Genomic DNA, 20,910 nt, shown 5'->3' with positions numbered 1-20,910 from the left:
TTGCGTAACCACCCCGGTGGCGTTGCACTGAATCCATGCTGACGCGAATCGACCACATCGGGATCGCCTGCCACGACCTCGACGCCACCGTCGAGTTCTACCGGGCCACGTACGGCTTCGAGGTGTTCCACACCGAGGTCAACGAGGAGCAGGGCGTGCGCGAGGCCATGCTCAAGATCAACGACACCTCCGACGGCGGGGCTTCCTACCTGCAACTCCTCGAACCGACCCGCGAGGACTCCACCGTCGCGAAGTGGCTCGCGAAGAACGGCGAGGGCGTGCACCACATCGCCTTCGGCACGGCGGACGTCGACGCGGACGCGGCCGCCGCCCGCGACAAGGGCGTACGCGTTCTGTACGACGAGCCGCGACGCGGCTCCATGGGGTCCCGGATCACCTTCCTGCACCCCAAGGATTGCCATGGTGTCCTGACAGAACTGGTCACTTCGGCGCCTGTTGAGTCGGCTGAGCACTGACTCCCGTACATAAGGGCCGGTAGGGTTGGGGGCGGTCGTCCCCCGCGCGGGGACGACCCGGTCCTGCCGTCAAGAGCGACAGGACCGCCGGGGTCCGTGTTTCGGGGGACGAGCGGCGGGGCAGCAGCCCGTGCTCCGCTGTTGATCTGACACCATTTCCCGGGGGCCCCGTTCGGCGGATGGACGGAGCTCGTTTGGACAGGCTTGCGACCAGGGGACGGATGGGACCGCGCAGTGCGGGGCTACGAACGCCAGGAGCGAGAGCCGGCGGCTGACGTCGACCACCTCTCTCGGTTCGAGGCCGAGATGGATCGGCTGAAGACCGAGCGGGAAAAGGCGATCCAGCACGCCGAGGACCTCGGCTACCAGGTCGAGGTGCTGCGCGCCAAGCTGCACGAGGCGCGCCGCACCATCATGACCCGGCCCGCCTACGACAGCGCCGACCTCGGCTACCAGGCCGAGCAGCTGCTGCGCAACGCGCAAGTGCAGGCCGACCAGATCCGCGCAGACGCCGAGCGCGAGTTGAGCCAGGCCCGGGCACAGACCCAGCGCATCCTCCAGGAGCACGCGGAGCAGGCCGCGCGCCTTCAGGCCGAGCTGCACGCCGAGGCGGTCAACCGGCGCCAGCAGCTCGACCAGGAGCTCGCCGAGCGTCGGCAGACCGTCGAGTCGCACGTCAACGAGAACGTGGCGTGGGCGGAGCAGCTGCGCGCCCGCACCGAGCAGCAGGCCCGGCGTCTGCTGGACGAGTCCCGCGCCGAGGCCGAGCAGGCCATGTCCGCGGCCCGCGCGGAGGCCGAGCGGCTGGCCGCCGAGGCCCGGCAGCGGTTGCAGAGCGAGGCCGAGGCGGCCCGCGCGGAGGCCGAGCAGATCCTGCGCCGCGCCCGCACCGACGCCGAACGGCTGCTGAACGCCGCCTCCACCCAGGCCCAGGAGGCCACCGACCACGCCGAGCAGCTGCGCTCCGCCACCGCCAGCGAGTCGGACGCCGCCCGCCGCCGGTCCGCCGAGCTGAGCCGGGCCGCCGAGCAGCGCATGGCCGAGGCCGAGGACGCGCTGCGCAAGGCGCAGACCGAGGCCGAGAAGCTGGTCACCGAGGCCAAGGAGTCCGCGGCCAAGGCGCTCGCCGGCGCCGAGTCGGCCAACGAGCAGCGCACCCGCACCGCCAAGGAGCAGGTCGCCCGGCTGGTCCAGGAGGCCACCAAGGAGGCCGAGGCCACCAAGTCGGAGGCCGAGCAGCTGGTCGCGGACGCCCGCGCCGAGGCGGAGAAGATCGTCGCGGAGGCCTCCGAGAAGGCCCGTACGATCACCGCCGAGGAGAGTGCCACCCAGCTGTCCAAGGCGGCGAAGACCGCCGAGGACGTGCTGAACAAGGCCGCTGAGAACGCCAAGAGGACCACGAAGGCGGCGGCCGAGGAGGCCGAGCGGATCCGCAAGGAGGCCGAGGCCGAGGCGGACCGGCTGCGCGCCGAGGCGCACGACATCGCCGAGCAGCTCAAGGGCGCCGCCAAGGACGACACCAAGGAGTACCGCGCCAAGACGGTCGAGCTCCAGGAGGAGGCCCGCCGGCTGCGCGGCGAGGCCGAGCAGCTGCGGGCCGACGCGGTCGCCGAGGGCGAGAAGATCCGCGCCGAGGCCCGGCGCGAGGCCGTGCTGCAGATCGAGGAGGCGGCCAAGTCCGCCGAGGAACTGCTGGCCAAGGCGAAGGCCGACGCCGACGAGCTGCGCGGCACCGCGCAGAGCGACAGCGAGAAGGTCCGCACCGAGGCCATCGAGCGGGCCACCACGCTGCGCCGGCAGGCCGAGGAGACCCTGGAGCGCACCCGCAAGGAGGCCGAGCGGCACCGCGCCGAGGCCGCCGAGCAGGCCGAGTCGGTCAAGGCGGACGCCGAGCGGGCCGCGCGCGAGCTGCGCGAGGAGACCGAGCAGGCGGTCGCCGCCCGGAAGGCGGAGGCCACCGAGGAGTTCACCCGGCTGCACACCGAGGCCGAGGAGCGGCTGGCGGACGCCGAGAAGGCGCTGAGCGACGCCCGCGAGGAGGCCTCCCGCATCCGTCGCGAGGCGGCGGAGGAGGCCGAGCGGCTGCGCACCGAGGCCGCCGAGCGCATCCGGACGCTGCAACAGCAGGTGGAGACGGAGGCCGAGCGGCTGCGCACCGAGGCCGCCGCCGACGCGTCCGCCTTCCGCGCCGAGGGCGAGGCCGTGGCCGTACGGCTGCGGTCGGAGGCCGCGGCGGAGGCCGAGCGGCTCAAGGCGGAGGCGCAGGACACCGCGGACCGGGTGCGCGCGGAGGCGCAGGCCGCCGCGGAGCGGCTGGGCACGGAGGCGTCGGAGACGCTGGCCGCCGCCCAGGAGGAGGCCGCCCGGCGCCGCCGCGAGGCCGAGGAACTGCTCGGTGCCGCGCGCGCCGAGGCCGACCAGGAGCGCGAGCGGGCCCGCGAGCAGAGCGAGGAGCTGCTGGCCTCGGCGCGCAAGCGGGTGGAGGAGGCACAGGCCGAGGCCATCCGTCTGGTGGAGGAGGCCGACCGGCGCGCCACCGAGATGGTGTCGGCCGCCGAGCAGCACGCGCAGCAGGTGCGGGACTCCGTCGCCGGGCTGCACGAGCAGGCGCAGGAGGAGATCGCCGGGCTGCGTTCGGCCGCCGAGCACGCGGCGGAGCGGACCCGCCGGGAGGCCGAGGAGGAGGCGGACCGGGTCCGCACCGACGCCTACGCCGAGCGGGAGCGGGCGAGCGAGGACGCGGGCCGGCTGCGGCACGAGGCGCGGGAGGAGACCGAGGCCGCCAAGGTGCTCGCCGAGCGGACCGTGTCCGAGGCGATCGCGGAGGCGGAGCGGATCCGCGCGGACGTCTCCGAGCACGCCCAGCGGGTGCGCACGGAGGCCTCCGACACCATCGCGCAGGCCGAGCAGGACGCCTCGCGCACCCGCGCGCAGGCCCGCGAGGACGCCAACCGCATCCGGTCGGAGGCGGCCACCCAGGCGGACACGCTCATCTCCGAGGCGCGCTCGGAGGCGGAGCGGCTCCAGACGGAGACCGTCGCGGAGACCGACCGGGTGCGCGCCGAGTCCGTCGCCAAGGCGGAGAAGCTGATCTCGGACGCCACCGGGGACGCGGAGCGGCTGCGTGCCGACGCCGCCGAGACGGTCGGCTCCGCGCAGGCGCACGCCGAGCGGGTCCGCGCCGAGTCCGATCGGGTCAGGTCCGAGGCGCGGGCGGAGGCCGAGCGACTGGTGGGCGCGGCCCGCGAGGAGGCCGAGCGGACCCTGGACGAGGCCCGCCGGGACGCCAACAAGCGTCGCTCGGAAGCCGCAGAGCAGGTCGACACGCTCATCACCGAGACCACCGCCGAGGCCGACAAGCTGCTCACCGAGGCGCAGGCGAGCGCGGTCAGGACGAAGGCCGACGCCGAGTCCCAGGCCGACACGATGGTGGGCGCGGCCCGCAAGGAGGCCGAGCGGATCCTGTCCGAGGCGAAGGTCGAGGGCAACACCACGGTGGAGAAGGCCCGTACGGACGCGGACGAGCTGCTCGTCGGCGCCCGCCGGGACGCCACCCGGATCCGGGAGCGCGCGGAGGAGCTGCGCGAGCGCCTGACGACCGAGATCGAGGAGCTGCACGAGCGGGCCCGCCGCGAGGCGGCCGAGACGATGAAGTCGGCGGGCGACCGCTGCGACGTGCTCATCAAGGCGGCCGAGGAGCAGCTGGCCAAGGCGCAGGCCAAGGCGAAGGAGATCGTCTCGGAGGCCAACTCCGAGGCGGGCAAGGTGCGGATCGCCGCGGTGAAGAAGGCCGAGGGGCTGCTGAAGGAGGCCGAGCAGAAGAAGGCCACGCTCGTGAAGGAGGCCGAGGAGCTCAAGGCCGAGGCGGTCCGCGAGGCCCGGCGCACGGTCGAGGAGGGCAAGCGCGAGCTGGAGATCCTGGTGCGCCGGCGCGAGGACATCAACACCGAGATCTCCCGGGTCCAGGACGTGCTGGAGGCACTGGAGTCGTTCGAGGCGCCGTCCGGGAAGGACGGCGCTGTGAAGGCCGGCGCGACGGTGGGGGCACCCCGGTCGGGTGGCAAGTCGTCAGACGGCTAGCCTGTAGGCGGATTCCGGCCTTCTGGGTGCTTTGACCCGTTCTTTGGCAAGCCCTGGAACGGTCAGCCACTCAAAAGAGGTGTCATTCTCCAGATCAAACACGTATCCGCTCGATGACACACCGCTTCGGCCCCTAGGATTCCACCTATCACCTCACCGGTCTCATTCGGACAGGAACCCCATGAGCGACACTTCCCCCTACGGCTTCGAGCTTGTGCGGCGTGGGTACGACCGCGCTCAGGTGGACGAACGTATCTCCAAGCTCGTCTCCGACCGTGACAGTGCTCTCGCCCGCATCACCGCCCTGGAGAAGCGCATCGAGGAGCTCCATCTCGAGACGCAGAACGCCCAGGCCCAGATCGGCGACGCCGAGCCGTCGTACGCGGGCCTCGGCGCGCGGGTCGAGAAGATCCTCCGCCTCGCCGAGGAGGAGGCCAAGGATCTGCGTGAGGAGGCCCGGCGCGCGGCCGAGCAGCACCGCGAACTGGCCGAGTCGGCGGCCCAGCAGGTCCGCAACGACGCCGAGTCCTTCGCCGCGGACCGCAAGGCCAAGGCCGAGGACGAGGGCGTCCGGATCGTCGAGAAGGCCAAGGGCGAGGCCTCGCAGCTGCGCGCCGATGCGCAGAAGGACGCGCAGTCCAAGCGGGAGGAGGCGGACGCCCTCTTCGAGGAGACCCGCGCCAAGGCCGCGCAGGCCGCCGCCGACTTCGAGACGAACCTCGCCAAGCGGCGCGAGCAGTCCGAGCGGGACCTGGCCTCCCGTCAGGCCAAGGCCGAGAAGCGGCTGGCGGAGATCGAGCACCGCGCCGAGCAGCTGCGCCTGGAGGCGGAGAAGCTGCGCACCGACGCCGAGCGCCGCGCCCGCCAGACGGTGGAGACGGCCCAGCGCCAGGCCGAGGACATCGTGGCGGACGCCAACGCCAAGGCGGACCGCATCCGTTCGGAATCCGAGCGCGAGCTCGCGGCGCTCACCAACCGCCGCGACTCCATCAACGCTCAGCTGACGAACGTGCGCGAGATGCTGGCGACCCTGACCGGTGCCGCGGTGGCCGCCGCGGGCACGCCGACCGAGGACGAGCCGATCTCCCGCGGCGTTCCCGCCCAGCAGTCCCGCTGACCCGCGTTCACCGGGCCTGACGGCGGCCGACATACGCCGCTGACCGCGAAGCTCTCCGCCCCAGGGGTGGCGGGGAGCTTCGCGGCGTTCTAGCGTGACTGTCATGATCGAACTGGAGGGGTTGACCAAGCGGTACGGAGAGAAGCTGGCGGTCGACGGCCTCACCTTCACCGTCCGACCGGGCACCGTCACCGGATTCCTCGGGCCCAACGGCGCCGGGAAGTCCACGACGATGCGGATGATCCTCGGCCTCGACCGTCCCACCTCCGGGTACGTCCGCATCGACGGGCGGCACTACCACGAGCTCAAGGACCCGCTGACGTACATCGGCGCCCTGCTGGACGCCAAGGCCATGCACGGCGGGCGCAGCGCCTACAACCACCTGCTGTGCCTCGCCCAGAGCAACGGCATCCCCACCCAACGGGTGAACGAGGTCCTGGACACCGTCGGCCTGACCCCGGTGGCGCGGAAGAAGGCGAAGGGTTTCTCGCTCGGCATGAGCCAGCGGCTCGGCATCGCCGGCGCGCTGCTCGGCGACCCGCGGATCCTGATGTTCGACGAGCCGGTCAACGGACTCGACCCCGAGGGCATCCACTGGATCCGCGGCCTGATGAAGTCCCTCGCCGCCCAGGGCCGTACGGTGTTCGTCTCCTCACACCTGATGAGCGAGATGGCGCTGACCGCCGATCACCTCGTCGTCATCGGCCAGGGCCGGCTGCTCGCCGACACCTCCATGGCCGACTTCATCGAGCGGAACTCCCGTTCCCACGTCCGGGTCCGCACCCCGCAGCGCGAGCGCCTGCTCGACGTGCTGCACGAGGCCGGGATCACGGCCGTGCCGGGCGAGGGCGGCCTGCTTGAGATCGAGGGCGGCAAGGCGGAGCGCATCGGCGAGCTGGCCGCACAGCACCAGGTCGTGCTGCACGAGCTGAGCAGTCAGCAGTCGTCGTTGGAGGAGGCGTTCATGCGGCTGACGGCCGGGGCGGTGGAGTACCACGCGCACGCCGAAGGGGCCGCGCCGGAAGGGGCGCCCGCCCAGCCGTGGGGCGCCGGCAGCGAGAAGGAGGGCTGAGCGATGACGGCGACTCAGGTCATCAGGTCCGAGTGGACCAAGATCCGGTCGGTGGCGTCCACGGTGTGGACGCTGTCCCTGACGGCGGTCGTCACGATCGCCCTCGGCATGCTGCTCTCGGCCCTGTCGAAGCACGAGTTCGGCAACACGCACGCCCGGGACCGGGTCTCCTTCGACCCCACCTACGTCAGCTTCGCCGGCATGGGCCTCGGCCAGCTGGCGATGATCGTGTTCGCGGTGCTGGTGGTGTCCAACGAGTACAGCACCGGCATGATCCGCACCTCGCTGGCCGCCGTCCCGCAGCGCGGTGCCTTCCTGGCGAGCAAGGTGGCGGTGGCGGCCGGGCTGGCCCTCGTGGTCGGCATGGTCACCAGCTTCGCCTCGTTCTTCCTCGGGCAGGCCATGCTCGGATCGCTCGGCACCTCCCTCGGCGAGCCGGGTGTGCTGCGCGCGGTCGTCGGCGGCGGCCTCTACATGACCCTCATCGCCATGTTCTCCATGGGCGTCACCGTGATGCTGCGCTCGCCGATGCTGTCGCTGGGCATCCTGATGCCCTTCTTCTTCCTGATCTCCAACATCCTCGGCAACGTCTCGGCGACGAAGAAGGTCGGCCGGTTCCTGCCCGACCAGGCCGGCAACCGCATCATGCAGGTGGTGCCCCGGGTCGGCGACGACACCCCCTACGGTCCCTGGGGCGGCCTCGGGATCATGCTGCTGTGGGTGATCGCGGCGCTCGCCGGAGGGTACGTACTGCTGCGCAAGCGGGACGCCTGAGCACGGCACGCTTTTACTTTCTTTTGGGTGGAACCGTCAGCTCCCGGATATCCTCCTAACCCTTACGGGGGCGTGTGCCCCGCTGACCTGAACCGTTCGATGGGTGCGGAGCATGATCGAGGCAGTCGGCCTGACCAAGCGCTATGGCGACAAGACCGCCGTGCACAACCTCTCCTTCCAGGTACGGCCGGGTGCCGTCACCGGCTTCCTCGGCCCGAACGGCTCGGGCAAGTCGACGACGATGCGGATGATCCTGGGGCTGGACAACCCCACCTCGGGGACGGTGACGATCGGCGGCCATCCGTACCGCACGCTGCCGAACGCGCCCCGCCAGGTCGGCGCCCTGCTGGACGCGAAGGCGGTGCACGGCGGGCGGTCCGCGCGCAACCACCTGCTGTCCCTGGCCCAGTTGTCCGGCATCCCGGCCCGCCGCGTCGACGAGGTGCTCGGCGTCGTCGGCCTCCAGGACGTGGCGAAGAGGCGCTCCAAGGGCTTCTCCCTCGGCATGGGCCAGCGGCTCGGCATCGCCGCCGCGCTGCTCGGCGACCCGCGGGTGCTGCTGTTCGACGAGCCGGTGAACGGACTCGACCCCGAGGGCATCCTCTGGGTGCGCAATCTGATGAAGTCCCTCGCGGCGGAGGGACGGACCGTGTTCGTCTCCAGTCACCTGATGAGCGAGATGGCGCTGACCGCCGACCATCTGATCGTCATCGGGCGGGGACAGTTGCTCGCCGACATGAGTGTGACGGACTTCATCTCCGCGAACTCCGCGGACTTCGCGCGGGTCCGCACGCCCGACACCGAGCCGCAGCAGCGGGAGAAGCTGACGTCCGCGCTGACCGAGGCGGGCGGGCACGTGCTGCCCGAGCAGGACGGCGCGCTGCGCGTGACCGGGCTGCCGCTGGCGCGCATCAGCGATCTCGCGCACGAGGCGGACGTACGCCTGTGGGAGCTGTCGCCGCACCAGGCCTCGCTGGAGGAGGCGTACATGCGGATGACCCAGGGGGTCGTCGACTACCGCTCCACCATCGACCAGAAGGCCGGGCTGATGCAGCCCCTGCCGCCCGGCGCCGAGCCGCCCATGCCGGTTCCCGGTCAGGGCCAGCCCGGTTGGTACGCGCCGCCACCGCCCCAGCCGGGCGGACAGCCGTACGCGGGCCCGCAGGGCGCCCCCGGCGCGCAGCCGAACCCGTACGCCGCTCCGGGCGCGGGCCACCCCGGCCCCTACGGCGCCCCCGGCGCCGGCGTCCCGAACCCGTACGCGCAGAGCGCGCCGCAGGTGCCGCAGGTGCCCGCCCAGCCCGCCACCGCGCCGCACGGAGGGGCCGCACCGGCCGCGCCCGCGTCCCCCGCGGCGTCGCCCGCCGCCGCACCCGCGCAGCCGTCCGCGCCCGCCCCCGCCGCCGACTCCACCAAGCCCGAGGACGCCCGATGAGCACGCCGCAGACTCCTGTGCCGCAGGCCGCGCCGCCCGCCTGGGAGGCGGCGGCCGGTTCCCCCCAGCCCGGCTACACCTCGCCGATCCCCGTCGTCCGTACGCACCTCGCGCACGCCCTCGCCTCGGAGTGGACGAAGATCAAGTCGGTGCGCTCCACGATGTGGACGCTCGGGGTGTTCATCCTGCTCGTGGTCGGGATCGGGCTGCTGACCGGGCTGGTCATCGCCAACTCCGCGGGGGAGGTGGCAGGCGACGAGAACATCCTGTCGCTGGGCTTCTTCGGACTGCTGCTCGGCAGCATCTGCATCATGACGCTCGGCGTGCTGACCACGGCCTCGGAGTACGGAACCGGCATGATCCGGACCACCATGACGGCGTGCCCGAGCCGCGGTCGGGTACTCACGGCCAAGGCTGTGGTGTTCTTCCTGGTCGCGTTCACGGTGACCCTGGTCTCCACCGGCCTGGTCGGTCTCGCGCAGACGGCCATTCTCGACGGCACCGGCGCCCGGCAGCCCACCGGCGCGGAGTGGTTCAAGGCCACTGTGGGCGTGAGCCTCTACATGGCCCTGCTCGGGCTGTTCTCGCTCGTCGTCGGCTCGGTGCTGCGGCACTCGGCGGGCGCCATCACGATCATGATCGGTGTCGTGCTCGCCCCGCTGGTGATCGCGCTGTTCATGTTCACGCGCTCGCTGGAGAAGGTGCGCCAGTTCCTGTTCGAGTACTCGATCCCGAACCAGCTGAGCGTCTTCTACTCCAACTCCCTCACCGATTCCGGCCCGACCGGCTGGGACCCGCTGTGGATCCTCCTGGGCGCGACGGCCGCGGCGTTCGCCGGCGCGTGGGCCCTGCTGCGGACGCGGGACGTCTGAGCGACCGGAACCACCGCTAGAACCGCGGCGCGTTACGGGACCGCTGCACCCGGGTGGTGCGGCGGTCCTTGGCGTTCCAGCACGCCTTGTGCCAGTGCCGGCGGTCGTCCACCCCCGCGTGCTGGGGCCAGGCAACCACGTGCGGGACGCCGGAGGGGATCATCTGGTCGCAGCCGGGGCAGCGGTACGTCTTGCCCTCGGCGCCGGCACCCGCGACATGGCGCACGCTGAAGTCCTCGCCCTGCCAGCTCTCGGTGGACTGCCAGCCGCCGTAGCGGCCCGCGGCGTCGTCCTCGGCGCTCCGGCCGGAGGAGGCAGCGCCTCTCCCGGACTTGGGTCGGTTGCGGCGGGGGGACACGGGACACCTCACGAAGCTGTGCGGGAGACAGGGACCTTCTCCAGCCTACGCGGCGCCACCACCGGCGGGTGGGGAGAACCGACCACCACAAGTCCCCTCCCGGACGCGCCATTCCGCAGACAATCCGCAAATCTCTTCGCCAAGCCGTGTCCTCGGCACGTGTCCCACGGTTATGCCGGTGGGGGAGCTCCGTGTCGGGGCCGAGGAAGCAGGAAAGAGCAATGCGCGTAGGAAGTTTCGTGCTGGCGGCCCAGTTCCCCGGGCAGGGCCAAGGCGAGGCGCTGCACCGGGCGGTCCGCTCCGCGGAGGTCGCCGAGGAGGCCGGGCTGGACGCGGTCTGGCTGGGCGAGCACCACTTCGTCCCGTACGGGACGTGCCCGTCGGCGATCACCCTCGCCGCGCTGCTGCTCGGCCGCACCCGCCGGCTGCGGGTGGGTACGGCGGTCAGCGTACTGCCCACGGTCCACCCGGTCGCGCTCGGCGAGCAGGCGGCGCTGCTGCACGTGACGAGCGGCGGGCGGTTCTCACTCGGCGTCGGGCGCGGCGGCCCGTGGGTGGACCTGGAAGTGTTCGGCATGGGCCTGGAGGCGTACGAGAAGGGGTTCCCGGAGTCGCTGGACCTGCTGCTGCGCTGGCTGCGCGAGCCGTCTGTGTCGGCCTCGGGGGAACGGTTCGCCTTCCGCGAGGTCCCCGTCGTACCGCGCCCGTCGGAGGCGCTGACCCAGGTCCCGGGCCCCGAGGTCGTCGTCGCCTGCACCTCCGCGGCGAGCGTGCGGCTGGCCGCCGAGCGCGGGCTGCCGATGCTGCTGGGGATGCACATCGGGGACGAGGAGAAGGCCGAGATGGTAGCCCTGTGGCAGCGGTGCGCGCGGGCGGCGGGCCGGCCGGGCGAGGACATCCGCGGCGCCGCCCATGTCTCGGCGGGCGTCTGCCAGATCGCGGACCGGCGCACGGACGCGGTGGAGACCCTGCTGAAGGCGATGCCGGGCTGGCTGAAACAGGGCCTGGACGCCCATGTCACCGTGGACGGCCGGGTCCGCGGGATGCGCGATCCGCTGGAGTACACCGAACTGCTCTGCGGGTTGCACCCGGTGGGCACCCCGCGGCTGTGCGCCGACCGGCTCGCGGCGACCTCCGAGCGGACCGGTATCTCCCGCTTCGCCCTGCTCACGGAGGGTTCGGGCGATCTGGCGGCGACGGAGGAGAACCTGCGACGGCTCGGCACCGAGGTGCTGCCCCACCTCCGGTGACCGGGAGCGCGTCGTGTGAAGCTTGCCGCCCCGGTGGTCCAAGCACCTCCCGCGGACGGAGCGGCAAGCAGGCGACTCACGGCGTCAGCAGTCCCGCAGTTCCGGGGACTGGTTGAGGAGTTGGCTGCGCACGGAGGTGAAACGGGCCAGCGTCTCGTCGACCGAGGCGTCCAGCGGGAACACCGCCACCCGGTGGCAGTTCTGGAAGGCGAGCCGCACACCGAAGTGCCGCTGAAGCGCGCCGCGTATGGCGTCACTCGCCAGCGCACGCAGCAGCTGACCGCGTGCCTGCTCGTCCGGCGGGGGCGTCTGGTTGTCGGCGAACTGGCCGCCGTCCACCTTCAGCTGGGCCACCAGGGAGCTGATCATCTCCCACGCGTAGGGCAGGGAGGTCCGGACGCAGTCGACGAAGGCTGCTTCGTCGACCTCGCCTCGCTCGGCCTGTTCGAGTAGGGCCGGTGAGACGTCGAGCGACATGGGTTCTCCTCTCGCACCCCCGAACGACAGGGGTTGCCGGACAGGTCAGGGGGCTCGCGACTCCCAATACGGTGAGTACACGGGTCGCGACCTCCCGTTCACTACGGTAGGCACAAGAACGGACGCCCACCAGGCGAATGCATATACAGACCGGGCTAGTTGGGCACACAATCGGCCACAAGTGAACACGGGTGATCCAGGGAAAAAAGGGGCGACCCACGGGGAGTCCCGGTGGACGCCGGGCGGGAGGTCCCCGGGCGAATCGCGCGCACCGCCGTCCGTCCAGTAGCGTTGCCGACCATGCGTCTCGTCATTGCCCGGTGCTCCGTCGACTACGCCGGCCGGCTCACCGCCCATCTGCCGTCAGCGCCCCGTCTGATCCTGGTCAAGGCGGACGGCAGCGTCTCGATCCACGCGGACGACCGCGCCTACAAGCCGCTGAACTGGATGTCCCCGCCGTGCACGCTGAAGGAGGGCACCGGTGACGAGGAGGGCGTCTGGACCGTCGTCAACAAGGCGGGTGAGAAGCTCATCATCACGATGGAGGAGGTCCTGCACGACTCCTCGCACGAACTCGGCGTGGATCCGGGGCTGATCAAGGACGGCGTGGAAGCGCACCTCCAGGAGCTGCTCGCCGACCGCATCGAGACGCTCGGCGAGGGCTACACGCTGATCCGCCGCGAGTACATGACGGCCATCGGCCCGGTCGACATCCTGTGCCGGGACGCCGAGGGACGGACGGTCGCGGTCGAGATCAAACGGCGCGGTGAGATCGACGGCGTGGAACAGCTCACCCGCTATCTCGAACTGCTGAACCGCGATCCCCACCTCGCCCCGGTCCGCGGCGTCTTCGCGGCCCAGGAGATCAAGCCGCAGGCCCGCGTCCTCGCCACCGACCGCGGCATCGGCTGCCAGGTGCTGGACTACGAAGCCCTGCGCGGCATCGAGGACGACAAGCTGCGGCTGTTCTGAGGACGGCCGCAGGGCATTCGTACGACGCCGGGGGCCGGGTCCGTGTCATACGGACCCGGCCCCCGGCTCTTCGTGCGTCAGGCGACCGTCGCCGTGTCGGACGACGCCGGAGCCGCGCCGCCCTCGGAGGTGTCGGCCGGCGGGCCGGCCGAGAGGCCGGACGCCGGCGCCGAGGTGCCACCGCTCGGCTCCCCGGACGAGCCGGCGTCGGTGCCGCCGGTGGGGCCCGTAGTGCTCCCTTCCGAGGGGCCGCCGCTGGGCTCTCCCGTGCTCCCACCCGTGGGATCGCCGGAGCCGCCGCTCGTGGGGTCTGTGGTGCCTCCGCTGGAAGAGCCTCCGCTGCTTCCGCCCGGCGTGCCGCCGCCCGTGGAGCCCCCGGAGCTCCCGCCGGTCGAGCCACCGGTCTCCCCGCCGGTGCCGCCGCCCGAAGAGTCGGCAGGCCCCGACGGCTTCGGGGGCTTGGACGAGGAGGCCGGGGACGTGCCGTCACCCGACGGCTTGAGGCCCTCCGACGGCTCGGCGCCGCCCGGCGTCGGGTCCTCGGACGTGCCGGAGGTGCCGTCGTGGCCCGGATCCGACGGACGGCTGGTCGCCGTGCCGGTGTCGCCTCCCGGCGGGTCGGCGCCCAGGCTGCCGTCGTCCACGCCCTGCCCGGCGGACGGGTTGACGTTGTCGGAGGGGGTGTCGGCGCCGTTCTGCGAGGTGGCGCCGAGCGTCACCACCGTGCCGAGGACGGCCGCGAGCAGCGCGCCCGCGCCGGCCGCAACGAGGTTGCGCCGCGCCAGGCCCTTGAGGCCGACGCGGTGCTTGGCCGGGGCGTGCGGGGCGGACGGCGAACCCTGGACCGACGCCTGGTGGGTGACCAGCGTGGAGGCGTCCGGTCCGGGCTGCTGGAGCGTCGGGAAGGGCGCGGCCACCCCGCCCGGCGGGGACGCCGACTCCTCGGTGCGGGCGTCCGGCACCTCCTCGCCCGCCGTCGCGCCGAGGCCCGGCGCCGTACCGGAGCGGTCGGCGACCAGGGCGAGGGCGCGGCGCCCGGCGACCGTGCCGCGCTTGTCGGCGAGCGCGCCGCGCAGCCCGATGGAGGCCTCCAGCTCGGCACGGGCCCGGTCCAGCTGACCACCGCAGAGCGCGATGACGCCCAGCTCGTGGTGGAAGTAGGCCTGTTCGGCGACCTCTCCGGCGAGCCGGGAGGCCTCGGTGCCGTAACGCAGCGCGCGTGCCCAGGCGTTCCAGTCGAGGCCCGCGGCGAACGCGGGGGCGGCGGTGCGGGCGAGCCGTACGGCCGTGCTCTCCTCGCCCCCGGCGGACGGCGTGGTGACCGGCACCAGCACGGCCAGCGCGGCGAGCACGGCGTCCGCCTCGGCGCACACCCGCTCCGGGGTGACCGAGGGGTGGCCGGCCCACCAGGCGTAGTGGCGGGCCGCGGTGAGGGCCTGTACCTCGGCGTCCTCGCCGTATCCGGCGGTCTCCAGCTGGGTCAGCACACCGGCGGCGAGCCGGTAGCGGGAGCCGGCCGGGGAGACCAGGCCGCAGCTCGCCAGCTCGCCGAGCGCGGCGTCGGCGTGGGTGTCGCCGACCAGCGCGGGCAGGTGCGACTGGTGGGGCACCTCACCGCCGAGCGCTACGGCGAACCGCAGCGTGGCCCGCGCGGAGGCACTCAACCGGGAGGCGAGCAGCGGCGCGGGCGCGGCTGCCTCGCCGAGCGAGGGCAGGGGTACGTCGTCGCCGTCGTCCCCGTCCACGACGGCGTCCACGGGCGGCGCGTCCTCGAAGACGCCGAACTCCTCGACGGCGCTGGTGCCGGCCCGCAGGTGGTCGTGCTGGCTCAGCAGGGCACCGGCCTGCACGAAGCGCAGCGGCAGGCCCTCGGACTCGAACCAGAGGTCCCCGGCCCAGTTGGCCTCCTCCTCGGTGAGCACACGGCCGACGGCGCGCTCGATGAGTTCGACTCCGCCGGCCCGGTCCAGGCCGCTGAGGAGGACCTCCTCGATCTCCGACTCGGCGGACGGCGCGGGCACGTCCGGGGCCGCGCTGATCAGGAAGGCGCATTCGGGGGTGGCGTCGATCAGCTCGTCGAGCGCGCCACCGCCGAACTCGATGTCGTCCACCACGACGACCGCGCCGATCTCCCGGACGTACGCGAGGAGTTCGTCCCGGCCGGGCCGGTACCGCGGCGCGCTGTGCACGGCGTGGAAGAGGTCGTACAGCAGGTCGCTCGCGGTGCGGCGGTGGCCGCTGAGGCGGACGACGCCGTCGGGGGCGAGGTCCGAGCAGTCGTCGGCTACGAGGTCGAGCAGGCTGGTGCGGCCGGAGCCGCCCGGGCCGGTCAGGCGTACGGAGCGGCCGCGCGCGAGCAGCCGTACCAGCTGCTCGCGCTCGTCCTGGCGCTCCAGGAGCGGCTGGGCGGACGGGGCGGGGCCGGGCAGGACGGGCGGCCCGGCCCCGCGGTCGTGCTCGGCACGCTCGGCCGGTGTGTACTTGCGCGGCCGCTCGGGGTGCTCCCCGGGCGGGCAGGCCTCGATCTCGCTGCCGTCCACGGGGTTGACGGTGAGCAGGAAGTCGCCCGAGACGAGCTGCACCGTGCGGGCCGGTGCGGGTGCGTGCTGGACGAAGTCGGATGCGAGGGAATCCCTGGGTGGGCGCCGGCCCGGCACGTTGCCGTCGCCATGGCCGATGTCCTCGGGTTCCCGGGTGTTCGGGTCCATAGGTTCCAAGCCCCCCAAAAGCGTCGTGTGCCGGCCACGGCCGGCCCCTCCCGGCCTTGCCGCACACCGCGCTGTCGCTTCTGGTCCGGGCCCGCTCGAGGGTTGCTGAGCTGCGGGCGACCGAACCCTAAACCTTCGGCCAGTATCCACGACAGCCCGGGGTACCGCCCGGCCCGAGACGTCACGGTCTCATGAGGATTGCGCGCCACGTACGGTTCGCCGACGTGCGCCCGGGTCTCCCCCGTCGCCCGGTTCACACCTGTTCGGGCCGGGCTGAAGTGGACCGGTCTGGGGCCTGTCCGGCGGATCAAGGCGCAGGAAAGCGGGGGTCGTTGTCAGCCCAGGTGAGCGGGGTCCGGTGCGTGCGGCCGCAAGGTGGAGGAGGGAGTCGACGCGATGGGGCCCCTGCTCGTCAAGAGCCTGGGGGAGTCGGCGACCGACGACAACGCCGCTGGGGGTCCCCCCTGCTCGAAGAGCTTGGGGGAGTGCGTGCCGGACCCCGCGTCTGCGGCGTGATCCGCCGGACAGCACACCTAGACGCGGGGCAGGGACTCGACGCCGATGCCGCCCTCGATGGCGAGGATGCGGTGCAGCCGGGTGGCCACCAGCAGGCGCTGCATCTGCGGCGGCACGTCACGCAGCACCAGCCGCCGGCCACAGCGGCCGGCCCGCCGGTGGACACCCATGATCACGCCGAGTCCGGTGGCGTCCCAGGAATCGAGCTCGGACAGGTTGAGCACCAGGTCGCCGACGCCGTCGTCGACGGCCGAGTGCAGGACCGTACGGGCGTCCGCCGCGCTGCGGACGTCGAGGCGGCCCCCGACGACCAGCTCGGCGTGGTCGCCCCTGATATGCATATGCGCTCCCCGTGAATGCTGTGGCGTACTCCGTGACGGCGGCTGTGCAACCTCTGACTGCTTCCGCGGCGGTCTGGTTGCTGCTTGTAAGCGAACCGATACCGAATTCACCCCGGAGGGTGACCCCAGTGGCCCCTGTGCGGTCTCAGTGCTTGTAGAAGCCCTGCCCGCTCTTGCGCCCGATGTCACCGGCGTCAACCATCCGGCGCATCAGCTCCGGCGGCGCGAACTTCTCGTCCTGGGTCTCGGTGTAGATGTTGTCTGCGGCGTGCAGCAGGATGTCGACGCCGGTCAGGTCCGCGGTCGCGAGCGGGCCCATGGCGTGGCCGAAGCCGAGCTTGCAGGCGAGGTCGATGTCCTCGGCGGTGGCGACGCCCGACTCGTAGAGCTTGGTCGCCTCGACGACGAGCGCCGAGATGAGCCGGGTGGTCACGAAGCCGGCCACGTCCCGGTTGACCACGATGCAGGTCTTGCCCACGGACTCGGCGAACTCCCGTGCCCGGGCGAGGGTTTCGTCGCTGGTCTTGTAGCCGCGGACCAGTTCGACGAGCTGCATCATCGGCACCGGCGAGAAGAAGTGCACTCCGACGACCCGCTCCGGGCGCTCCGTCACGGCCGCGATCTTGGTGATCGGGATGGCGGAGGTGTTGGAGGCGAGCACGGTGTCCTCGCGGGCGAGCTTGTCGAGGGTGCGGAAGATCTCGTGCTTGACCTCGAGCTTCTCGAAGACGGCCTCGACCACGACGTCCGCGTCGGCGGCCGCGTCCAGGTCGGTGGTCGCGGTGATGCGGGCAAGGGCGGCGTCGGCGGCGTGCGCCTCCATCCTGCCCTTGGCGACGAACTTGTCGTACGAGGCCTTGATGCCGTCCGTGCCACGCCTCAGTGCCTCGTCAGTGACGTCCCGCAGGACGACGTCCCAGCCCGCCTGCGCGGAGACCTGGGCGATGCCGGACCCCATGAGACCGGCCCCGATGACGGCGAGCTTCCGTGACACTGACGACTCCCCTTCGAAACGACTGCACGACGACTGCGCGAGCGCTTGGCGCTTACCCGCTGCTTACGCACGGCTCCTGTGCGGACATTAGCGCTCACGCGGGTCCTTGAGACCCGTAAGTAATGCGTGTCACTGTCTCAGGGCGTGAGACGCCCGTCACGTCCGGTGCGGCGGACTCGGCCACGAAATCCTCCCGGCTGGGCCCGGGTTGGCGCCACCACGAAAACGCCGCCCCGCGACCGTCGCGGGAACGTCTAGATTGGCCCCATGGTCAACCTGACGCGCATCTACACCCGGACCGGGGACAAGGGCACCACCGCCCTCGGTGACATGAGCAGGGTCGCCAAGACCGACCTGCGGATCTCGGCGTACGCCGACGCCAACGAGGCGAACGCGGTGATCGGCACGGCGATCGCGCTGGGCGGGCTCGGCGAGGACGTCGTCAAGGTCCTCACCCGGGTGCAGAACGACCTGTTCGACGTGGGTGCGGACCTGTCCACGCCGGTGGTGGAGAACCCGGAGTTCCCGCCGCTGCGGGTCGAGCAGTTCTACGTCGACCGGCTGGAGGCGGACTGCGACCGCTTCAACGCCGGGCTCGACAAGCTCCGCTCCTTCATCCTCCCCGGCGGGACGCCGGGCGCGGCCCTGCTCCACCAGGCGTGCACGGTGGTCCGCCGGGCCGAGCGCTCGACCTGGGCAGCCCTGGAGGTGCACGGCGAGACGATGAACCCGCTCACCGCGACCTACCTCAACCGGCTGTCGGACCTGCTGTTCATCCTGGCGCGCACGGCCAACAAGGCCTCCGGGGACGTGCTGTGGGTACCGGGCGGCGAACGCTGAGCACGGCTTCCCGCCCGGGGCGCCCGCTCACCGTCCGGCCGGTGTGCGCTCCTGGTCCGTGCGGGCCGACCCGGCCGGAGCCTTCTTGGGGAAGAGCAGGTACGACAGCGTGATCAGCCCGTGGATCCCGGCGATGCGCAGTGTCGTGCCCTGCCAGGACCTGAGCGGCTCGGTGGCGGACGGGTCGCCGACGAACAGGATCGCCGCCTGGAGCAGGCCGAGGGCGACGCACGACGCGACGAGGGTACGCAGCCAGAGGCCGCCCTCGTAGCGGGCCCGGGCCAGGCCGTGACGGGGCGGCTTCTCGGGGCGCGGGCCGCCGGCCAGGCGGTGGGCCGCGCGGGCGTCGAGCCGGCGGACGGTGTAGTGGCCGTAGCCGACGGTGAAGCCGATGTACAGGGCGGCCAGGCCGTGCTCCCAGCCGGGCTCCGCGCCGTTCTTCAGATCGACGGCGGTGACCACGAACAGGACCAGTTCCAGCAGCGGCTCGCACAGCAGCAGGGCCATGCCGGTACGGCGCCACCGCAGGAGGTAGCGAGCGGTCAGGCCCAGCGCCAGCAGTACCCAGAAGCCCACCTCGCAGGCGATGATCAGCGCGACGATCACGATTGCTCCTCTCGGTTCCCACCTCCAGGCTCGTGGCTGCCCGCGTCCGGTGCGTCGTCGGCGGTGACGAACCGCGTGTGCATCCTTCGATGTACGCGCGGACCCTCCCGGGGCATCAGGCGCCGGACGGCTCCCCCGTGTTGGATGGACACATGGCCCGAGGACTCCGCCCGCACCGCCACGACGTGTACATCGCCGTGGGCGGGCTGCTCGGCGGACTGGTACTGCTCGGCGTCGGGCTGCACACCCGCACCCGCCACGACCCGTCCTCCGTCCTGGACCAGGCCTGGGCGGTCGCCGTCCCGCTGCTGGTGATGGCGGGCTGCGAGCTGCTGCGCCGCACCCGGCCGGGGCCCGCCCTGCTCGTCGGCACGGCGGCGGTCGTCGCGGACCTCCCGACGCGGGGCAGCCTGGCCACCCTGGTGATGTTCACCGATCTGGTCTACGCGGCGGTGCTGTACGGCCCGCCCGCCTCGGCCCGCCTCATTCCCTGGATCACCGGTCTGCTCACGGTGGTCGGCACGGTCGTGCCGCTCGTGGTCTGGCGCACACCGCAGGCACTGCTGCTGGGCGTGGGCGTCGCGCTGGTCAGCCTGGTGCCGGCGGCGACCGGCTGGGTGGTGCGCAACCACCGTGACACCGCCGTCGCCGAGCGGCTGCGGGCCGAACAGACCGCGCTGCTGGCGGACATGGACCGCGCGCAGGCGGTCGTCGCGGAACGGGCCCGGATGGCGAGGGAGTTGCACGACATGATCGCCAACCACATGTCCGCCATCGCCATCCACTCCACGGCCGCGCTGTCCCTGGACGACCCGGAGACCTCGCGGCAGGCGCTCACCGTGATCCGGGAGAACAGCGTCGAGGGGCTGGCGGAGATGCGGCGGCTGATCGGCATCCTGCGCGACAGCGGGGACGAGCACGCCCCTGCCGCCGCACCCACCCTGGACGGTCTTGAGGCGCTGGCCGAGGCGGCCCGCGGCAACGGTCTCGAGGTCACGCTCGACGCCCGCCACGGCGAGGTTCCGACGCCGGTGGAGCTGGCGGCGTACCGGATCGTGCAGGAGTCGCTGACCAACGCACTCAAGCACGCGGCTCCGGGCCGTGTCACCGTCACGCTGGCCCGGCACGACGGCGCGCTCGAGGTACGGGTGACCAGTCCCTACGGGCACCAGGGCGGGCCGCGCGCCCCGGGCTCCGGTGCCGGTCTGGTCGGGATGCGGGAGCGGGCCGCGCTGCTCGGTGGCGCGTTCGCGGCCGGTCCCGGGGGCGCCGTCTGGACCGTCCGTGCCACCCTGCCCCTGGGTGAAGGCGAAGGAGATCCCGCATGATCCGTGTTCTGGTCGCCGAGGACCAGTCCGCCGTCCGCGCCGGGCTGGTCCTGATCCTGCGCAGCGCGCCCGGCATCGAAGTGGCCGGCGAGGCGGCCGACGGCGAGCAGGCGGTGGCGCTGGCCCGCGAGCTGCGGCCCGACGTGGTGCTGATGGACGTTCAGATGCCGCGGCTGGACGGGGTCTCGGCGACCCGGCAGGTGGTCGCGGAGCAACTGGCGGACGTCCTCGTGCTGACCACCTTCGACCTGGACGAGTACGTCTTCGGGGCGCTGCGCGCGGGCGCGGCCGGGTTCCTGCTCAAGAACGCCGAGGCGCGGGAGCTGGTGGAGGCGGTGCGCACGGTGGCGCGCGGGGAGGGGATCGTCGCGCCCGCCGTCACACGGCGCCTGATCGCCGAGTTCGCCGCCGGTCCGGTACGGGAGGCGAAGGCGGCGCCGACCGCGCTGGGTACCCTCACCCCGCGGGAGCGCGAGGTGCTGTCGTGTCTGGGCGAGGGGCTGTCCAACGCCGAGATCGCACTCCGCCTGGACCTCGCGGAAGGCACCGTGAAGACCCACGTCAGCCGCCTGCTGGGCAAGCTGGAGCTGCGCAGCCGGGTCCAAGCGGCGGTGCTGGCCCAGGAGTTGGGGATCTGAGGGCGGGCGAAGCAGCTGGTCCAGACCTATTGACCCATGGTCCAGACCTTTCTATT

The 20,910-nt window shown here is 72.5% G+C and carries 18 protein-coding genes; 12 read left to right on the top strand and 6 right to left on the bottom strand.

What is annotated here, in order from left to right; genetic code table 11:
* Positions 1-35 precede the first annotated feature (35 nt).
* The 7 genes from mce to ACFY4A_RS29375 all read left to right on the top strand — a co-directional run bounded on the left by mce (position 36) and on the right by ACFY4A_RS29375 (position 9,826).
* Positions 36-476, top strand: a complete 441-nt coding sequence (mce, locus tag ACFY4A_RS29405; protein WP_390832363.1) for a methylmalonyl-CoA epimerase — start codon at positions 36-38, stop codon at positions 474-476.
* Positions 477-710: 234 nt separating this feature from the next.
* Positions 711-4,556 carry a polarized growth protein Scy gene (scy, locus tag ACFY4A_RS29400; protein ID WP_390832362.1) on the top strand — a complete coding sequence of 1,282 codons (3,846 nt, stop codon included), beginning with the start codon at positions 711-713 and terminating at the stop codon, positions 4,554-4,556.
* Between the two features lie 181 nt (positions 4,557-4,737).
* Positions 4,738-5,673, top strand: a complete 936-nt coding sequence (locus ACFY4A_RS29395) for a cellulose-binding protein (RefSeq protein WP_390832361.1) — start codon at positions 4,738-4,740, stop codon at positions 5,671-5,673.
* A gap of 103 nt (positions 5,674-5,776) precedes the next feature.
* The gene (locus tag ACFY4A_RS29390) at positions 5,777-6,745 is read left to right on the top strand and encodes an ABC transporter ATP-binding protein (RefSeq protein ID WP_390832360.1); all 969 of its coding nucleotides are present in this window, start codon (positions 5,777-5,779) and stop codon (positions 6,743-6,745) included.
* A 3-nt stretch (positions 6,746-6,748) separates the two neighbouring features.
* Positions 6,749-7,519 (top strand): ABC transporter permease, encoded by a 771-nt coding sequence (locus ACFY4A_RS29385; protein ID WP_390832359.1) that lies wholly within the window; start codon positions 6,749-6,751, stop codon positions 7,517-7,519.
* A gap of 112 nt (positions 7,520-7,631) precedes the next feature.
* Positions 7,632-8,954, top strand: coding sequence for an ATP-binding cassette domain-containing protein (locus tag ACFY4A_RS29380; RefSeq protein WP_390832358.1), 1,323 nt, complete (start codon positions 7,632-7,634; stop codon positions 8,952-8,954).
* Complete coding sequence (locus ACFY4A_RS29375) at positions 8,951-9,826, top strand: ABC transporter permease (protein ID WP_390832357.1); 876 nt, start codon at positions 8,951-8,953, stop codon at positions 9,824-9,826. The genes ACFY4A_RS29380 and ACFY4A_RS29375 overlap by 4 nt, the downstream gene beginning before the upstream one ends.
* 16 nt (positions 9,827-9,842) lie before the next feature.
* On the opposite strand, the gene ACFY4A_RS29370 is transcribed toward ACFY4A_RS29375, so the two are convergent.
* Positions 9,843-10,184, bottom strand: coding sequence for an ATP/GTP-binding protein (locus ACFY4A_RS29370; RefSeq protein ID WP_390832356.1), 342 nt, complete (start codon positions 10,182-10,184; stop codon positions 9,843-9,845).
* A gap of 221 nt (positions 10,185-10,405) precedes the next feature.
* On the opposite strand from ACFY4A_RS29370, the gene ACFY4A_RS29365 reads away from it, so the two are divergent.
* Positions 10,406-11,434: an LLM class flavin-dependent oxidoreductase gene (locus ACFY4A_RS29365; protein WP_390832355.1), complete on the top strand. Its 1,029-nt coding sequence runs from the start codon at positions 10,406-10,408 to the stop codon at positions 11,432-11,434.
* Positions 11,435-11,518: 84 nt separating this feature from the next.
* Here ACFY4A_RS29365 and ACFY4A_RS29360 read toward each other — a convergent pair whose 3' ends face one another.
* Positions 11,519-11,911 carry an SCO5389 family protein gene (locus ACFY4A_RS29360; protein WP_351350219.1) on the bottom strand — a complete coding sequence of 131 codons (393 nt, stop codon included), beginning with the start codon at positions 11,909-11,911 and terminating at the stop codon, positions 11,519-11,521.
* Positions 11,912-12,211: 300 nt separating this feature from the next.
* Here ACFY4A_RS29360 and nucS point away from each other — a divergent pair, with 300 nt between their 5' ends.
* Positions 12,212-12,883 (top strand): endonuclease NucS, encoded by a 672-nt coding sequence (nucS, locus tag ACFY4A_RS29355; RefSeq protein WP_390832354.1) that lies wholly within the window; start codon positions 12,212-12,214, stop codon positions 12,881-12,883.
* 77 nt (positions 12,884-12,960) lie between these two features.
* On the opposite strand, the gene ACFY4A_RS29350 is transcribed toward nucS, so the two are convergent.
* The 3 genes from ACFY4A_RS29350 to ACFY4A_RS29340 all read right to left on the bottom strand — a co-directional run bounded on the left by ACFY4A_RS29350 (position 12,961) and on the right by ACFY4A_RS29340 (position 17,442).
* Positions 12,961-15,591: an ATP-binding protein gene (locus tag ACFY4A_RS29350; RefSeq protein WP_390832353.1), complete on the bottom strand. Its 2,631-nt coding sequence runs from the start codon at positions 15,589-15,591 to the stop codon at positions 12,961-12,963.
* Positions 15,592-16,124: 533 nt separating this feature from the next.
* Positions 16,125-16,448, bottom strand: a complete 324-nt coding sequence (locus ACFY4A_RS29345) for an STAS domain-containing protein (protein WP_141358314.1) — start codon at positions 16,446-16,448, stop codon at positions 16,125-16,127.
* A 145-nt stretch (positions 16,449-16,593) separates the two neighbouring features.
* Positions 16,594-17,442 (bottom strand): 3-hydroxyacyl-CoA dehydrogenase family protein, encoded by an 849-nt coding sequence (locus ACFY4A_RS29340; protein ID WP_390832352.1) that lies wholly within the window; start codon positions 17,440-17,442, stop codon positions 16,594-16,596.
* Positions 17,443-17,709: 267 nt separating this feature from the next.
* Between ACFY4A_RS29340 and ACFY4A_RS29335 the strand changes: the two genes are divergently transcribed.
* Positions 17,710-18,282: a cob(I)yrinic acid a,c-diamide adenosyltransferase gene (locus ACFY4A_RS29335; protein WP_390832351.1), complete on the top strand. Its 573-nt coding sequence runs from the start codon at positions 17,710-17,712 to the stop codon at positions 18,280-18,282.
* A gap of 27 nt (positions 18,283-18,309) precedes the next feature.
* On the opposite strand, the gene ACFY4A_RS29330 is transcribed toward ACFY4A_RS29335, so the two are convergent.
* Entirely contained in the window at positions 18,310-18,888 is a 579-nt protein-coding gene (locus ACFY4A_RS29330; protein WP_390832350.1) for a hypothetical protein, read from the bottom strand.
* A gap of 152 nt (positions 18,889-19,040) precedes the next feature.
* On the opposite strand from ACFY4A_RS29330, the gene ACFY4A_RS29325 reads away from it, so the two are divergent.
* On the top strand, positions 19,041-20,216 hold the full coding sequence (locus ACFY4A_RS29325) for a sensor histidine kinase (RefSeq protein WP_390832349.1): 1,176 nt from the start codon (positions 19,041-19,043) through the stop codon (positions 20,214-20,216).
* Positions 20,213-20,854 (top strand): response regulator, encoded by a 642-nt coding sequence (locus ACFY4A_RS29320; RefSeq protein ID WP_390832348.1) that lies wholly within the window; start codon positions 20,213-20,215, stop codon positions 20,852-20,854. Before ACFY4A_RS29325 ends, ACFY4A_RS29320 begins: the two co-directional genes overlap by 4 nt.
* Positions 20,855-20,910 lie beyond the last annotated feature (56 nt).

It is taken from the genome of Streptomyces sp. NPDC001292 (assembly GCF_042896465.1).
GTDB lineage: Bacteria > Actinomycetota > Actinomycetes > Streptomycetales > Streptomycetaceae > Streptomyces.
Note: the sequence above shows the minus strand (reverse complement) of the source record. Positions and strands in the feature narration are given on the sequence as shown.

Excerpts from the sequence above, each read along its gene's own strand:
- mce (WP_390832363.1), top strand. The coding sequence starts at position 36 with ATGCTGACGCGAATCGACCACATCGGGATCGCCTGCCACGACCTCGAC.
- ACFY4A_RS29395 (WP_390832361.1), top strand. The coding sequence starts at position 4,738 with ATGAGCGACACTTCCCCCTACGGCTTCGAGCTTGTGCGGCGTGGGTAC.
- ACFY4A_RS29390 (WP_390832360.1), top strand. The coding sequence starts at position 5,777 with ATGATCGAACTGGAGGGGTTGACCAAGCGGTACGGAGAGAAGCTGGCG.
- ACFY4A_RS29385 (WP_390832359.1), top strand. The coding sequence starts at position 6,749 with ATGACGGCGACTCAGGTCATCAGGTCCGAGTGGACCAAGATCCGGTCG.
- ACFY4A_RS29380 (WP_390832358.1), top strand. The coding sequence starts at position 7,632 with ATGATCGAGGCAGTCGGCCTGACCAAGCGCTATGGCGACAAGACCGCC.
- ACFY4A_RS29375 (WP_390832357.1), top strand. The coding sequence starts at position 8,951 with ATGAGCACGCCGCAGACTCCTGTGCCGCAGGCCGCGCCGCCCGCCTGG.
- ACFY4A_RS29365 (WP_390832355.1), top strand. The coding sequence starts at position 10,406 with ATGCGCGTAGGAAGTTTCGTGCTGGCGGCCCAGTTCCCCGGGCAGGGC.
- ACFY4A_RS29360 (WP_351350219.1), bottom strand. The coding sequence starts at position 11,911 with ATGTCGCTCGACGTCTCACCGGCCCTACTCGAACAGGCCGAGCGAGGC.
- nucS (WP_390832354.1), top strand. The coding sequence starts at position 12,212 with ATGCGTCTCGTCATTGCCCGGTGCTCCGTCGACTACGCCGGCCGGCTC.
- ACFY4A_RS29350 (WP_390832353.1), bottom strand. The coding sequence starts at position 15,591 with ATGGACCCGAACACCCGGGAACCCGAGGACATCGGCCATGGCGACGGC.
- ACFY4A_RS29345 (WP_141358314.1), bottom strand. The coding sequence starts at position 16,448 with ATGCATATCAGGGGCGACCACGCCGAGCTGGTCGTCGGGGGCCGCCTC.
- ACFY4A_RS29335 (WP_390832351.1), top strand. The coding sequence starts at position 17,710 with ATGGTCAACCTGACGCGCATCTACACCCGGACCGGGGACAAGGGCACC.
- ACFY4A_RS29325 (WP_390832349.1), top strand. The coding sequence starts at position 19,041 with ATGGCCCGAGGACTCCGCCCGCACCGCCACGACGTGTACATCGCCGTG.
- ACFY4A_RS29320 (WP_390832348.1), top strand. The coding sequence starts at position 20,213 with ATGATCCGTGTTCTGGTCGCCGAGGACCAGTCCGCCGTCCGCGCCGGG.